General features: G+C 64.6%; 9 protein-coding genes. 4 read left to right on the top strand and 5 right to left on the bottom strand.

Annotated elements, in window-relative coordinates; all coding sequences use genetic code 11:
• From PMI04_RS04725 to PMI04_RS04715, 3 genes are all read left to right on the top strand, one after another.
• Entirely contained in the window at positions 1-1,341 is a 1,341-nt protein-coding gene (locus PMI04_RS04725; RefSeq protein ID WP_007712776.1) for an ectonucleotide pyrophosphatase/phosphodiesterase, read from the top strand.
• Between the two features lie 102 nt (positions 1,342-1,443).
• Positions 1,444-2,688, top strand: a complete 1,245-nt coding sequence (locus PMI04_RS04720; protein ID WP_007712774.1) for a YceI family protein — start codon at positions 1,444-1,446, stop codon at positions 2,686-2,688.
• A gap of 49 nt (positions 2,689-2,737) precedes the next feature.
• Positions 2,738-3,832: an AI-2E family transporter gene (locus tag PMI04_RS04715; RefSeq protein ID WP_007712772.1), complete on the top strand. Its 1,095-nt coding sequence runs from the start codon at positions 2,738-2,740 to the stop codon at positions 3,830-3,832.
• A gap of 12 nt (positions 3,833-3,844) precedes the next feature.
• On the opposite strand, the gene PMI04_RS04710 is transcribed toward PMI04_RS04715, so the two are convergent.
• Together PMI04_RS04710 and PMI04_RS04705 are read right to left on the bottom strand one after the other, a co-directional pair.
• Positions 3,845-5,713, bottom strand: a complete 1,869-nt coding sequence (locus PMI04_RS04710; RefSeq protein WP_007712770.1) for an ABC-F family ATP-binding cassette domain-containing protein — start codon at positions 5,711-5,713, stop codon at positions 3,845-3,847.
• Between the two features lie 197 nt (positions 5,714-5,910).
• Entirely contained in the window at positions 5,911-6,798 is an 888-nt protein-coding gene (locus PMI04_RS04705) for an OmpA family protein (RefSeq protein ID WP_007712768.1), read from the bottom strand.
• 649 nt (positions 6,799-7,447) lie between these two features.
• On the opposite strand from PMI04_RS04705, the gene PMI04_RS04700 reads away from it, so the two are divergent.
• Positions 7,448-9,625, top strand: coding sequence for a TonB-dependent siderophore receptor (locus PMI04_RS04700; protein WP_007712766.1), 2,178 nt, complete (start codon positions 7,448-7,450; stop codon positions 9,623-9,625).
• 227 nt (positions 9,626-9,852) lie between these two features.
• On the opposite strand, the gene PMI04_RS04695 is transcribed toward PMI04_RS04700, so the two are convergent.
• The 3 genes from PMI04_RS04695 to PMI04_RS04685 all read right to left on the bottom strand — a co-directional run bounded on the left by PMI04_RS04695 (position 9,853) and on the right by PMI04_RS04685 (position 15,110).
• A complete protein-coding gene (locus PMI04_RS04695) occupies positions 9,853-10,257 on the bottom strand; it encodes a hypothetical protein (protein ID WP_157178170.1) in 405 nt (134 codons plus the stop codon).
• A 171-nt stretch (positions 10,258-10,428) separates the two neighbouring features.
• On the bottom strand, positions 10,429-12,693 hold the full coding sequence (katG, locus tag PMI04_RS04690) for a catalase/peroxidase HPI (protein WP_007712754.1): 2,265 nt from the start codon (positions 12,691-12,693) through the stop codon (positions 10,429-10,431).
• A gap of 131 nt (positions 12,694-12,824) precedes the next feature.
• On the bottom strand, positions 12,825-15,110 hold the full coding sequence (locus tag PMI04_RS04685; RefSeq protein ID WP_007712752.1) for a glycoside hydrolase family 3 N-terminal domain-containing protein: 2,286 nt from the start codon (positions 15,108-15,110) through the stop codon (positions 12,825-12,827).
• Positions 15,111-15,238 lie beyond the last annotated feature (128 nt).

The following is a 15,238-nucleotide window of genomic DNA, read 5'->3' as shown; positions in this document are numbered from 1 at the left end:
ATGCGCAAGGCCGCGTTGCTCGCTTCCGCCCTGTTCGTGTTGGCGCCTCTCCCGGCGCTGGCCGAACCGGTCCTGCTGATCTCGATCGACGGGCTGCGCCCCGGTGACGTGCTGGAGGCGGACAAACGCGGCCTTGCCCTTCCCAATCTGCGCCGCTTCCTGACACAGGGCGCCCATGCCTCGGGCGTCACCGGCGTGCTGCCGACGCTGACCTATCCCAGCCACACCACGCTGATGACCGGCGTGTCGCCAGCCAGACATGGCATCGTCGCCAACAACAGCTTCGATCCGATGCAGATCAACCAGGGCGGCTGGTACTGGTATGCGCAGGATGTGAAGGTGCCGATGCTGTGGGACGCAGCGGCCAGGGCCGGGCTGTCCACCGGCAATGTCCACTGGCCGGTCAGCGTCGCCGCCAAGGGCATCACCTGGAACCTGCCGCAAATCTGGCGCACCGGCCATCCCGACGACGCGCAGCTGCTCGACGCGCTGGCGACGCCCGGGCTGAAAGCCGAGTTGGAGCAAGCCGTCGGCCAGGCCTATGCCATGGGCATCGACGAAAGCCTGACCGGCGACCAGAACAGGGGCCGGTTCGCCACCGCCCTGATCGCCGCGCACCAGCCTGATTTCCTGACCGTCTACCTGACCGCACTGGACCATGAGCAGCATGGCAGCGGCCCAGACACACCCGCCGCAAAAGCGGTACTGAAGAAGATAGACGCCATCGTCGGCGACCTGATCGCAGCGGAACGCAAAGCCCATCCCGATGCGCTGATCGCGCTGGTGAGCGACCATGGGTTTGAAGCCACCCACACCGGGCTCAACCTCTTCCGCCCGTTCATCGACGCAGGCCTCATCACCCTCGGCCCGGACGGCAAGGTCGCGGCCTGGCAGGCCATGCCTTGGATCGGCGGCGGATCGGCCGCGATCATGCTGGCCAGACCCGATGACAAGGCGCTGGCCGCCAAGGTGAAGGCACTGCTCGACAGGCTGGCCGCCAATCCCGCCAACGGCATCGACCGCATCGTCAATCAGGCGGAGATGGCGAAGCTGGGCGGCAATCCGCAGGCCGCCTTCACGATCAATCTCAAGCCCGGCTTCGTCACCGACATCTTCCGGGGTGCCAATGCGCCGCTGGTCGCGCCGACGCCGGTCAAGGGCATGCACGGCTATTTCCCCGGCCCGGCCAATCTGCGCGCCACCTTCATGGCGATGGGTCCGGGGGTGACGCCGGGCAAGGATCTGGGCCTGATCGACATGCGCGCCATCGCGCCGACCCTGGCCAAGGCGATGGGCGCCAGCCTGCCCGATGCGGAGGCGGCACCGATCGATCTGCACTGATCCGGCCGGCAACCCATCGTTTCCGGCGGCAGCGATGGACTTCATTACCCCCGCGACATAATCTCGCGCCCCATCAATCAGGGTCTTTCCGGGGTAATCCACATGCCGCAGCGTTACAGCCTGGCCGCCATCATCTTGCACTGGGCGATCGCCGCCCTGCTTGCCTTCCAGATCGCCGTCGGCTGGGCGCTAGGCAGTCTGGGCGCGCGCGGCTTCGCGCTGTTCCAGTTGCACAAGTCAATCGGCATCACCGTGCTGCTGCTGACGCTGCTGCGGATCGGCGTGCGCTGGTGGAAGCCGCGCCCGGCCAAGCTGGAAGGCGGCTGGCAGGGGGCGCTGGCGTCCGGCGTCCATGTCGGCCTCTATGCCTTCATGCTGGGCGCGCCATTGACCGGCTGGGCGCTAGTCTCGACCGCCAAGGTCAAGGTGCCGACCCTGTTCTTCGGCGTCATTCCCCTGCCCCATCTGCCGCTGCCGATGGCGAGCCATGGCCTGGCCGAAGGCGGCCACAGCCTGCTCGCCTGGATCGGCATCGCACTGGTCGCGCTGCATGTCGCGGGTGCGCTGCGTCATCATGTGCTGATGCGCGATGGACTGATCTGGCGCATGGTGCCGGGCCGCTCGACCGCACTGCTGATCGGCCTGCCCGCGCTGATCCTCGTCGGCTTCCTGCTGGGCCGGGCAATCCTTCCGGGCGCCACGCCGGCCGCGCCCGAAGCGCCCGCCGCCAACGCTGTCGAGGCGGAAGACGCGTCTGCCGAAGACAATGCCGTCGAAGCCGCCAGCAATGCGAGCAGCAATGCCGCCGCCCCGGCTGCGAACGAGACCGCGGCCGTCAACGAGGAACCCGCCGGACCGCCGCCCGCCTGGACCGTACAGCCCGGCGGCCGGATCGGCTTTTCCGTCGGCAATGATGGCGAGACGATCAGCGGCAGCTTTGCCAAATGGACCGCGAAGATCGTGATGGACCCCGACCATCCCGAAAGCGCCGACATCAAGGTGACGATCGACATGACATCGGCCAGCGTCGGCGACGCCTATAAGGACGGCATGCTGCCGGGCGACGAGTTCTTCGGCAGCGCCGCCCACCCGACCGCGACCTTCGCGGCCAAGGGGGCCGAGAAGACCGGTGCCAACGCCTATCGCGCCAATGGCACGCTGACGCTCAAGGGCGTCGCCAAGCCGCAGACGATCCGCTTCACCCTGTCGGGCAGCGACAAGAGCCGCAAGGTCAGCGGTTCCGCCAGCATCGCCCGTCTGCCCTTTGGCGTGGGTAATGGCGAGAGCAGTACCGGCCTCGACCCCAAGGTATCGGTGACCTTCCGCTTCGACGCCAAGGCGCAATAAGGCCATGCGACGCATGGATTAACGTAACGGTTTCTGCCAAAGAGCGGACATGGAACGACAGAGCAGACAGCGCCGCACACAGATTGAGGACGGGGTTTTCGTTGCCCTTGTCGTGCTGGTTTCCATCGCCTTTGCGTTGGTGGTGGAGCCTTTCTTCGGAGCGATTTTGTGGGGCGTTATCGTCGCCATCCTGTTCATCCCGGTGAACCAGAGCCTGCTGAAGCTGGTGCCGGGCCATCGCAACACGGCGGCGCTGCTGACGTTGCTTCTGATCATCGCGATCGTGATCGTGCCGGCCATCATCCTGTCCATCGCGCTGGTGCAGGAAGCCACCGCGCTCTACGGCCAGATCAATGTCGGCAAGATCAACATTCCGCACATGTTCGCGCAGTTCCAGGCGGCATTGCCGGACTGGGCGTCGATCAGCCTGCGGCGGCTGGGCATATCGAATTTTGCCGCCGTCCAGCGGCTGCTGACCGATGGCCTGACCGCCAGTTTCCGTACCCTGGCTGGCCAGGCCTTCCTGATCGGCCAGGGCGCCTTCAGCTTCATCGTCGCGCTGACGGTGATGCTCTATCTCACCTTCTTCCTGCTGCGTGACGGGCTGGACCTGGCCCGCAAGCTCGATCGGGCCGCGCCGTTGCGGGTGCTGCATCGCCGCGCGCTGATGCGGCAATTCGTCATCGTCATCCGCGCGACGATCAAGGGCAGCATCGTCGTCGCCATATTGCAGGGGCTGATCGGCGGGCTCGTCTTCGGCGCGCTCGGCATTTCCGGCGCGCTGTTATGGGGCGTGATGATGGGCTTCTTCTCGCTGCTGCCCGCCGTCGGCACCGGCCTCATCTGGGCGCCGGTCGCCCTCTATCTGCTGGCGACGGGCGCGGTGTGGAAGGGACTGATCCTGATCTTCTGCGGCATGTTCGTGATCGGCATGGTCGACAATCTGCTGCGCCCGATCCTGGTCGGCCGCGACACCCGCATCCCCGACTATGTGGTGCTGATCACCACCCTGGGCGGGCTGCAACTGTTCGGCTTCAACGGCATCGTCATCGGCCCGGTGATCGCCGCCCTGTTCATCGCCACCTGGCAGATCGTGATCCGTACCCGCTCCAACGAAGCGGGTACGCCACCGCTGGTTTTCTGACGAAGGCGGGGTTCAACCCGCCTCCAGCGCCGCGCCCGCTTCCATCCAGACCTCCTCGGCCGCTTCCAGCTTCTTCTCGACCGACGCGCGCTTCACCATCAGTTCGCTGGTGGTCATCTTCGCTTCGGCACCGGTCGCGCTCTTGGGATCGGACAGCACCGCGTCGATCCGCTTGCGCTCGGCGATCAGCGTGGACATTTCCCGCTCGGCCTTGTTGACCGCATTCTTGAGCACCTTCTGCTTCTCGCGCCATTCGGCCGCAGCCTTCTTGTCCGCCTTGCGATCGACCTTGGGCGCGTCGCCACCGGACGGATTGCCGTCCGCCTTGCGCAGGATGATGTCGGTATAGTCGTCCAGGCTGCCGTCGAACGGCTGGGCCGTGCCATTGTCGACCAGCACCAGCCGGTCGGCGACCAGTTCGATCATGTGGCGGTCGTGGCTGACGATGACGACGGCGCCCGAATATTCGTTGAGCGCCTGCACCAGCGCCTCACGGCTGTCGACGTCCAGATGGTTGGTCGGTTCGTCGAGGATCAAAAGGTGCGGCGCATCGCGGGTGATGAGCGCCAGCGCCAGCCGCGCGCGCTCGCCACCCGACATGGAGCCGACCTTCTGCGTCGCGCGCTCGCCCGAAAAACCGAAACGGCCAAGCTGGGCACGCACCGCACCGGGCGTCGCGCCTTTCATGACGCGGGTCATATGCTCCAGCGGCGTGTCGGTGACGTCCAGTTCCTCCACCTGATATTGGGTGAAATAACCGACATTCATCTTGGCGGAGGTGGTCATCGCCCCCTCCATCGGCGCCAGCTGCGCCGCGATGAGGCGGGCGAGCGTGGTCTTGCCGTTGCCGTTGCGGCCAAGCAGGGCGAGACGATCATCGGGATCGATGCGTAGATTGACCCGGCGCAGGATTGGCGTGTCGTCATAGCCGACCGAGGCCATGTCCATGGTGATGAGTGGCGGGCGCAGTTCGGCGGGGCTGGGGAAGCCGAAATGCAGGCTGGGATCTTCGATGGCGGCGGCGATCGGCTGCATCCGGGCCAGTGCCTTGGCGCGCGACTGGGCCTGTTTGGCGGTGGAGGCACGGGCCGAATTGCGGGCGACATAGTCCTGCAGCTTCTCGCGTTCGGCCTGCTGCTTGGCACGGGCGGATTCGAGCTGGGCGAGCCGCTCGGCGCGCTGGCGCTCGAACGCATCATAACCGCCGGGATAGAGAGTGACCTTGCCGCCCTCCAGATGGAGGATGAAGTCGACGACATTGTTGAGCAGGTCGCGCTCATGGCTGATGACGACCACGGTGCCGCGATAGGCCTTGAGGAAATTCTCCAGCCACAAGGTCGCTTCGAGATCGAGATGGTTCGACGGTTCGTCGAGCAGCAGCAGGTCCGGATTGGAGAAGAGCAACGCCGCCAGCGCCACCCGCATCTTCCAGCCGCCCGAATAGCTGTCGAGCGGGCGGCCCTGCATTTCCTCGTCAAAGCCGAGGCCCACGAGGATGCGCGCCGCGCGCGCGGGCGCGGTATAGGCGTCGATCGTGGTCAACCGCTCATAGATATGGCCCAGGCGATCGGGGTCTTCGGTATGCTCCGCCTCCGCCATCAGCTCGGCGCGTTCCTTGTCGGCGGCGAGCACGGTGTCGAACGGGGTCGCGGTGCCCGAAGGGGCTTCCTGGGCGATATAGCCCAGGCGGGTGTCGCGCGGCATGTCGCAGCTGCCCTCGTCCGGGTCGAGCTGGCCGATCATCACCTTCATCAGGGTCGACTTGCCCGCGCCGTTGCGGCCGATGAGGCCGACCCGGCTGCGCGGCGGCAGCGCGGCACTGGCGCGGTCGAGGATGGTGCGGCCGCCCAGGCGCACGGTGATACCGTTCAAGTTAAGCATGGCCGCGCCTGTAGCAGAGCTGCGGCGGAGGGTGAAGCGGCTTGGCAGTTCGGCGAAAACTGCAAAGTATATAGTGTCGCAGAGGGCACATTTGCGCCGCTGGCGGTCCACAGCCGTGACTTCGCAATAGGAGATTTTTGCGAAGTGCCGGCCCTGCAGCGCAAAAACGGGGTGGGCCAAGGCCCACCCCGCAAAGGTCAGAGGCCGTCGACGGCCTTGCTGACGAGGATATTCACCGCAACGCGGCGATTCTGTGCCTTGCCCTCGACCGTGTCGTTGCTGGCCAGCGGATCAGCCTCCGCCATGCCGGTCGGGGTCAGCATGCGATAGGGCTTCCAGCCGCACGCCTGCTGCAGATAATTGACCACACGCGCGGCGCGCTTTTCGCTGAGCTCCTGGTTCAGCTCCTCGCCGCCGGTGGAGTCGGTATAGCCCACGACCAGCAGCAGCGCGTTACTCATGCCATCGGCCGAGGTCGCCGCAGCGCAGAGGTCATTCTTCGCCTGGGACGAGAGCACCGCCTTGCCAGTGTCGAAATTGACGTTGGTCGTGCCCTTCACATTATATTGGTCGATCTCGCCCATCCGGCCGCGCAGCGCCTCGGTCGCGGCGGTCTGCTCGTCGAAGCGCTGGGCGGTGCCGGTGTTGATCATCGACGCGGTCTTGAGATCCTTGCCCGTAAGCTTGATCCGGCTTGCCAGCAGGCCATCGCCCGACTGCATGGTCTGCACGGTCACGGGCAGGCCATTGAGCAGCGACGTGGCAGCCAGATGATCGCGACCCAGGCCGAACAGCCCCTTGCTGGCGCTGATCTTGGTCTCGTCATTGATGGTAACGACGCTCTTGCTGCCATCGGCGGCGGTGACCTGCATCCGGTCGCCGCTGCGCGCGGAAATGATTCCCTTGACCTCTGGCCCTTCGGTCAGTTCGGCCGCCGGCATGGCGACGCTGGCCGAGACATCGGCGGCGGGCGCTTCCTGCGCCGGTTCCTGGGCCTGATCCTGTGCAACGACAGCGGCCGGGGCGGCCCCGGCCAGCAGGGCAAGCATCACCATATATTTTTGATTCTTGGACATGATAGGCATCACGCTGCTCCTTCACTTCTCGATCGGTCGGGCCTGCAGCATTGCAGCTTGTCGTCCGACGGCGGCCGCATGGGTGCGTTACCAGCCGTCAGAACCCCCTTTTTCCAACCCTCACAAAATGGACGTCTTGGCGCCGTGGGTAAGCGCCAGACCACTTGCCTGTTCGCCGTCAGCTTTCTGCTGCATGAACAGCCTGTGTCCACTCCGTGTTGCTTGGCCCAGATGAGTGGATGGCGCGACGAATCGATCGAAAATATGGAAAGTGTTAACGCCGCCTACTTGGCTATCATCAGCTATAGATTTCGGCCACACTTACCCACTCCGCAGACTCTTGTTGTGAAACAAAAAACATGGATTCCGTGGAACAAATTCGAGAATTCTATTTTTGCTATTTGCACATATTGACTTGGCCCGATCTTGGTGCCGGTTCGGGATCGGGGATCGGGAGGCGAAGGGTCGGCCTGCGGATGGCGGGTGGAAACCGCGCCAATCCTCAGTACCCCCGGCCGTGATAATATTACCACAGCGGGAAATATTGTCGCATTTTGCGCAAAAATGACACTGCGAGGCATTCGCATTCCTATTGCGATTGCCTCGCAACATCTCCTAGGAGGCCCCCAATTCCTTCATCCAGAAACAGGGGCTCATCATGCTGTCGAAATATCACTGGCTGGCCAGCGCCGCGCTATGCGCCATCGCCCTTCCCGCCGCCGCCCAGACCGGCGCCGCGCCCGCGGAGCAGAGCAGCGACGACCAGATCATCGTCACCGGCACCTATACCCTGCCCGACAAGATCGACACCGCGACGGGCCTGGGCCTCACCATCCAGGAAACGCCGCAGTCCGTCAGCGTGATGACCGCACAGCGCATCATCGACCAGAATCTGATCAGCGTGAAGGACGTGATCGTCAACAGCGTCGGCGTGTCCGCCAACGAGGTCGACGATGTGCGCAACAATTTCTACGCGCGCGGCTTCGAGATCCGCAACACCCAGGTCGACGGCGTGCCCGCCGCCTGGACGCTGGCTGGCGGCAATGGCGAGACCAGCATCGACGTGTCCATCTATGAGCGGGTCGAGATCGTGCGCGGCGCAACCGGCCTGCTGTCGGGCGCGGGCGACCCATCCGCATCGGTCAACCTGGTGCGCAAACATGCCGACGCCACCGACCTGACCGGCTATGCCAGCGCCAGCATCGGCAGCTGGAACAGCTGGCGCCTGTCGGGCGACATCGGCGGCGCGCTGACCAGCGATGGCCGCATCCGTGCCCGCCTGGTCGGTCGCTATGAGGAAGGCGACAGCTATATCGACCTGCAGCACAAGAAGAAGTGGGTGCTCTATGGCGTGGTCGAGGCGGACGTCACCGACAGCACGCTGGTCCGCGTCGGCATGAGCCACCAGGACACCAAGCCCAAGGGCGCGACCTGGGGCGCGCTGCCCACCTTCTACACCGACGGCACCACCACCGACCTCGCCCGTTCGCAGAGCACGGCGGCCGACTGGACCTATTGGAACACGACCAACCAGAATATCTTCGCCACCGTGCGCCAGGAATTTGGCGAGAAGTGGAACCTGACGGTCAATTACAACCGCCTCTACAACACCGCCGACACCCAGCTCCTCTATCTCTACGGCAATGTCGACAAGGCGACCGGCACGATCGAGTCGAGCAACCCCTACAAGTCGAAGGGCAAGAGCACCCAGAACAGCATCGACGCGCAGCTGAAGGGGTCGGTCAGCCTGTTCGGCCGCGACCATGAGATCGTGCTGGGCGCGCTGCACAGCGAGCTGAAGCGCCACACCGACAATTATGTCGCGCCCTATACGCAGAATAACCCGGCCTGGGGCGACGGCCTCAACAGCTGGGCGACCAATGTGCCGGTGATCGGCAAGGGCGGCGCCGCCTTCCCCGAGCCGGTCTGGGGCACCGACGCGGTGCGCAACGAGCAGGAGAAGATCGAGCAGACCGGCTATTATGGCGCCTTCCGCCTGAACGTCTCCGACCCGTTCAAGGTCATCCTGGGCGGCCGCCTGTCGAGCTGGAACCAGAAGGGCTTCGCCTGGAGCGGGCCGAGCGACTATGGCGACGACAATGTGTTCATCCCCTATGTCGGCGCGCTGTACGACATCACGTCGAGCCATCGCGTCTATGCGAGCTATACCAAGATCTTCCAGCCGCAGAATCTCTATGACCGCAATCTGCAGCTGCTCGATCCGCTCGACGGCAATGCCTATGAAATCGGCCTCAAGAGCCGCTTCTTCGGCGACGCGCTGCAGACATCGATCGCGCTGTTCCGCATCGAGCAGGATAATGTCGGCCAGATCGGCGACGTCATCATCGGCCCCAACGGCCCGCAGCAGACCTATGTCGCGGCCGAAGGCGTGACCAGCAAGGGCTTCGAGCTGGAAGCGACCGGCCAGCCGCTGCCGGGCTGGAACATCAACGCCAGCTACAGCCAGTTCAAGGCCGAGGATGCCGACGGCGTGGCCGCCAACACCAACCAGCCGCGCAAGCTGCTCAAGATCTTCACCACCTATGACATGCCCGGCGTGCTGACCGGCCTGACCGTGGGCGGCGGCATCAACTATCGCTCCAAGGCCTATTCGGAAGGCGACAATCCTGTGACGGCCGCGCCCTTCCGCTTCCAGCAGGACGGCTATACGCTGGTCAGTCTGATGGCGCGCTATGCGGTGACCGAGCAGTTGCAGCTCCAGGCCAATGTCGACAATCTGTTCGACAAGAAATATTATAGCCAGATGGGCTTCTTCAGCCAGTATCGCTACGGCGCCCCGCGCAATTTCACGATCAGCGCGAACTACAAGTTCTGATACAGGAAGGGCGCCACGGGAGACCAGGGCGCCCTTTTGTTTGAGGGCGGATGGATGCTGACGCAGGTTCAGCTTGCGGAATGGCGCAACGCTGTTTTGGGTGGGCAGCGGACTGCCCCTTATCCCGTCATGCCAGCGAAGGCTGGCATCTCTCTATTCTTTTCAGCGCTAAAAGAAGTGAGATCCCAGCCTTCGCTGGGATGACGGAGTGGGTGGTTAGCGGACGGTCAGGATGCCGAACTTTGAGCCAGAATTCTCTTAGCGATAATGCATAAGACGGAGCGATTGGTCCATGCGGATATGAAAGAATACGCATGAAAATCGTGTGGATTGGCGTCGCCAAGAGCCATACAGGCAATATCAATTAATGGATCAGTGCTAACATATGCGCCGTGACTGAGGCTCGTTCCTTCTGCGCAAAAGACTTGATAGCCCGCAATGTCCTTGAAAATAAGGCTATGATGCTGCTCCCGCCAGTCCTTATACTCAACCAACAGATCATCCACTATCGGACGGATGGAGATGATTTCCGCATCGCTAAGGCGACATTCTGCGAAGTCGATCTCAGCGCCTGCTACGGATGGTATCTGATCGGCCATCAGGCAGTTTAAATACGTTTCGGCAATGTCCACAAGTGGTCGTTAGCCGTCAAAGCCCAACATCGTCATTGCGAGCGTAGCGAAGCAATCCACCGGCGCGAGATGGATTGCTTCGCTACGCTCGCAATGACGGGAGATAGTCGCTTCCGGCCAATCCGATACGAAGAACCCGGCAACACCCTGCGCCGCCGGGTTCCTCACGCCTTAGAAGCGGTCCGCGTTCATGACCTTGGTCCAGGCGGCGGCGAAGTCGGTGACGAACTTCTCCTTCGCGTCATCTTCGGCATAGACTTCGGCCACGGCGCGCAGTTCGGAGTTGGAGCCGAAGATAAGGTCGACCGGGGTCGCCGTCCACTTCGCCGCGCCGCTGGCCCGGTCCTTGCCGTCATAGAGGCCCGGCGTCGCCGACTTGCTCCACACCGTGTCCATCGTCAGCAGATTGACGAAGAAGTCGTTGCTGAGCGTGCCCGGACGGGTGGTCAGCACGCCGTTCTTCGATCCGCCGCTATTGGCGCCGAGCGCACGCATGCCGCCGACCAGCACGGTCATTTCCGGCACGGTGAGGTCGAGCGCATCGGCCTTGTCCACCAGCGCATCGGCCGGGCTGACCTCCGCCTTGGGGCCATACCAGTTGCGGAAGCCGTCCGCCTTGGGCTCCAGATAGGCGAAGGAGGCGACATCGGTCTGCGCCTGCGCGGCGTCGACCCGGCCGGGCGTGAAGGGCACGGTGATGCTGTAACCGCCCTTCTGCGCTGCCTGCTCGATTGCGGCGTTACCGCCCAGGACGATGAGGTCGGCCATCGACACCTGCTGACCCGATTTCGCGAAATCCTTCTGGATCGCGGTCAGCTTCGTCAGCACCTTGTTTAGTTCCGCCGGGTCGTTGACCGCCCAGCCCCGCTGCGGGTCGAGCCGCAGGCGCGCGCCATTGGCGCCGCCGCGCATGTCGGTGCTGCGGAAGGTCGCGGCCGAGGCCCAGGCGGTGCGCACCAGTTCCGGCCCGGTCAGGCCCGACGCCAGAACGGCGGCCTTGAGCTTGGCCTGATCGGCGGCGCTGACGGGGGCGAAGCTCGCCTTGGGCAGCGGATCCTGCCAGCTATAGGTTTCGGACGGGATGTCCTTGCCGAGATAGCGCGCCTGTGGGCCGAGATCGCGATGGGTCAGCTTGAACCAGGCACGGGCGAAGGCCTTGCTGAACAGCTCGGGATCCTTCTGCCAGCTTTCCAGCACCTTGCGGAAACCGGGATCCTCCTTGAGCGCGATGTCGGTGGTGAACATGATCGGCGCGTGCCGCTTGTCCTTGAGATGCGCGTCGGGGACCATGTTGGCGGTGGCGGGATCGGTCGGGATCCACTGGGTCGCGCCGGCCGGGCTCTTGGTCTTGACCCAGTCGAAGTTCAGCAGATTGTCGATATATTGGGTGGTGAACTGGGTCGGCGTGGCCGACCAGGCGCCTTCGAGGCCCGAGGTCAGCGTATCCTCCGCATTGCCCTTGCCGCACTTGTTCTTCCAGCCGAAGCCCTGCTGCTCGATGCCGGCAGCGGTGGGTTCTTCGCCCAGGCATTCCTCGGGCTTCTTCGCGCCATGCGCCTTGCCGAAAGTATGGCCGCCCGCGATCAGCGCCAGCGTTTCCTCGTCATCCATCGCCATATTGCCGAAAGCGCGGCGGATGTCGGCGGCGGCGCCCTTGGGATCATGATTGGCGCCGGGGCCTTCGGGGTTCACATAGATGAGGCCCATGGTGGTCGCGGCGAGCGAGCGCTTGAGCGAGCCGTCGGGATTGGAGCGCTCGGTGCCCATCATCTTGGTTTCCGGCCCCCAATAGACGACGTCCGGCTGCCAGGCGTCGATGCGGCCGCCGGCAAAGCCCACGGTCTTGAAGCCCATATCCTCCAGCGCGACGTTGCCGGACAGAACCATCAGGTCGCCCCAGCTCAATTTGCGGCCATATTTCTGCTTGATCGGCCAGACCAGGCGGCGGGCCTTGTCGAGGCTGACATTGTCGGGCCAGCTATTGAGCGGATCGAACCGCTGCTCGCCGCCATCCGAGCCGCCACGGCCGTCGCCGACGCGATAGGTGCCGGCGCTGTGCCAGGCCATGCGGATGAAGAAGGGGCCATAATGGCCATAGTCGGCCGGCCACCAGGGTTGCGACGTGGTCAGCACCTTGCGGATGTCGGCCTTGACCGCTTCCAGGTCGAGGCTGCTGAATTCCTTCACATAATCATAGTCGGCGCCATAGGGATTGGCGCGGGTCGCTTCATGCTGGCGCAGTGCGGTGAGGTCCAGGCGATTGGGCCACCAGTCCTTGTTGGTCATGCCGCCGGGCTTCTCGGCGACGGGCGGCTTGGGCGCCTCGGTCACGGTGTCGGCCTGCGGCGCCGGCTTGGGCTTGGGATCGGCGGCAAGCGCCGGGCTGGCGAGCAGCGCGCACGCCATGGCGAATGTGGAAATGCGGGTCGTGGACATATTTCTCTCCCCTGTCCTGTTCTGCCTGTTCAAGGCGCGAAAAGGGGTAGTCCTGCGCGGCGGCGGATCGAAACGAATCGATTCCGTCACAGTGATCGGATTTTCCTATGAGAGAGGGTGGATCGGAGAGTTCAGCCTTTCGCCGGCGATGCAGTTGGAGGCGCCGCATAGAGGGTGAACTGGCCGTGCAGGCCGCCGGTCGAGGATTGGCCGACCCACAGATCGAACAGACCGGGTTCGGCGAGGCGGCGATTGCCGGCGCCGACAAATTCGAGGTCGGTGCGCGACAAAGTGAAGCGGACCTGGGTGGAATCGCCGGGCGACAGGGTAACCCGCTGGATGCGCTTCAATTCGCGGATCGGGCGGGTGCGGCTGGCGACGCGGTCGCGGATATAGAGCTGTACCACCTCGCTGCCCTTGCGCTTGCCCTTGTTGGTAAGGCGCGCGACGATCTCGACCGCGCCGTCCCAGCGCAGCGCGGCGTCGGAGAGCTTGAGGTCGCTGAGTTCGAAATCGGTGTAGCTAAGGCCATGGCCAAAGGGGAAGCGCGCGCTGTTGTCGGTGGTGGCATAGCGCGCCTTATATTCGGTACTGCCATTGTCGAGCGTGGGCCGGCCGGTCGACTTGCGGTCGTAGAAGAAAGGCTCCTGCCCGCTTTCCCAGGGGAAGCTGACCGGCAGCTTGGCCGAGGGATCGACCTTGCCGAACAGGATGTCGGCCAGCGCATGGCCGGTTTCCGAGCCCAGGAACCAGGTCGCGAGCAAGGCCTGGGCATTGGCGACGCCGTCATGCAGGGCGAGCGCGCGGCCATGGCGCAGCAGCACGATCACCGGCTTGCCGGTGGCGGCGATCGCATCGGCCAGCGCCTGTTGCGAGGATGGAAGTTCGATCATCGTGCGCGACTGCGCCTCGCCCGACATCGCCTGGGATTCGCCGACAGCCAGAATCACCACGTCCGCCGCCTTCGCCGCCGCGACGGCGCGGGCGAGGCCCTCGTTGATCGGACCGTTGACCGCGCAGCCCAGTTCGACCGTCAGTTTCGCGGGATCGGGCATCGCCGCGCGCAGGCCGGTGGCGATGTCGACGCCCTTGTCGGGATCGCCGTAAAAGGCCCAGGGGCCGTAGAGATTGGCCGTGTCCTCGCCGAACGGACCGATCAGCGCAATCTTCTGCCCGGCGGCGGAATCGAGCGGCAGCACCCCGTCATTCTTGAGCAGCACCACCGACCGCGCCGCCGCCTCGCGCGCCAGCGCATGATGGGCGGGCGTGCCGATGCGCGCCTTTTCGACCTCTTCGTCGAGCGAGCGCCAGGGATTGTCGAACAGCCCCATCGCGGTCTTCACATAAAGGATGCGGCGCACGGCGACATCGACCGTCGCCATCGGCACCGCGCCGCTCTTCACCAGATCGGGGATGTGGCGGATATAGAGGCCGCTCTGCATCGACATGTCGACCCCGGCCAGCACGGCGAGGCGGGCGGCGTCGCGCTCATCCTCGGCAAAGCCATGGGCGATCAGTTCCTCGTCGGCGGTATAGTCGGAGAAGACGAAGCCGCGAAACTGCATCTCGCCGCGCAATATGTCGGTCAGCAATTCACGGTCGGCGGTGGCGGGCACGCCGTTGATCTCGTTAAAGGCGGCCATGGTGGTGAGCGCCCCGGCGGCAAAGGCGGCGCCGAAGGGCGGCAGATGGGTCTCGCGCAGCGTCTCGTCGCTGATGTCGACGCTGCCATATTCCAGGCCCGCCGCCACCGCGCCATAGGCGGCGAAATGCTTGGGACAGGCGAGCAGCGAATCGTCGCGGCGCAGGTCGCGCCCCTGGAAGCCGCGGATGCGTGCCGCCGACAACAGGCCGGTCAGATAGACATCCTCGCCCGCGCCCTCGACCACCCGGCCCCAGCGCTGGTCGCGCGCGACATCGACCATCGGCGCGAAGGTGAGGTGCAGGCCGGCCGCCGTCGCCTCCACCGCCATGACCCGCGCGGTCTTTTCCACCAGCACGGGATCGAAACAGGATGCTTCGCCCAATGGCACGGGAAAGATGGTCTTGAGGCCGTGAATCACGTCGCCGGCCAGCAAAAGCGGAATGCCGAGACGGCTGTTCTTGACCGCGATTTCCTGGGCGCGGCGCGCGCCGGCGACGCCAATGCCATTGAACAGGCAGCCGACCCTGCCCTTGCGGATCTCGTCGGCCAGACTCTTTTCGTCCTGGATGCCGGCCGCGGGGTTGGGCGGATTGAACGGGCGGAAGCTGTCGGCCAGGCAGGTCATCTGCCCCGCCTTTTCCTCCAGCGTCATCTTCGCGATCAGGTCATCGACGCGGGCGACGTCGGCCTGCGCCAGCGCGCCGCGGGGAATGCCAAGGGCGAGGACACCGCCCAGGGTGCGGATGAGAAGGTCGCGGCGATCAAGAGTCATGCGGGAGAGAGCGTAACCGGGAAAAAATGAACGGGGCTTGTCCGAAGACAAACTTCCTTCCGCCGATTTTGTTGCGCTGCGGCAACAAGCCTGCGGCGCGATGCCCCGTCCGCGCGATCAGGCCAGCG

The sequence above is a fragment of the Sphingobium sp. AP49 genome (assembly GCF_000281715.2).
Lineage (GTDB): Bacteria > Pseudomonadota > Alphaproteobacteria > Sphingomonadales > Sphingomonadaceae > Sphingobium.
Note: the sequence above shows the minus strand (reverse complement) of the source record. Positions and strands in the feature narration are given on the sequence as shown.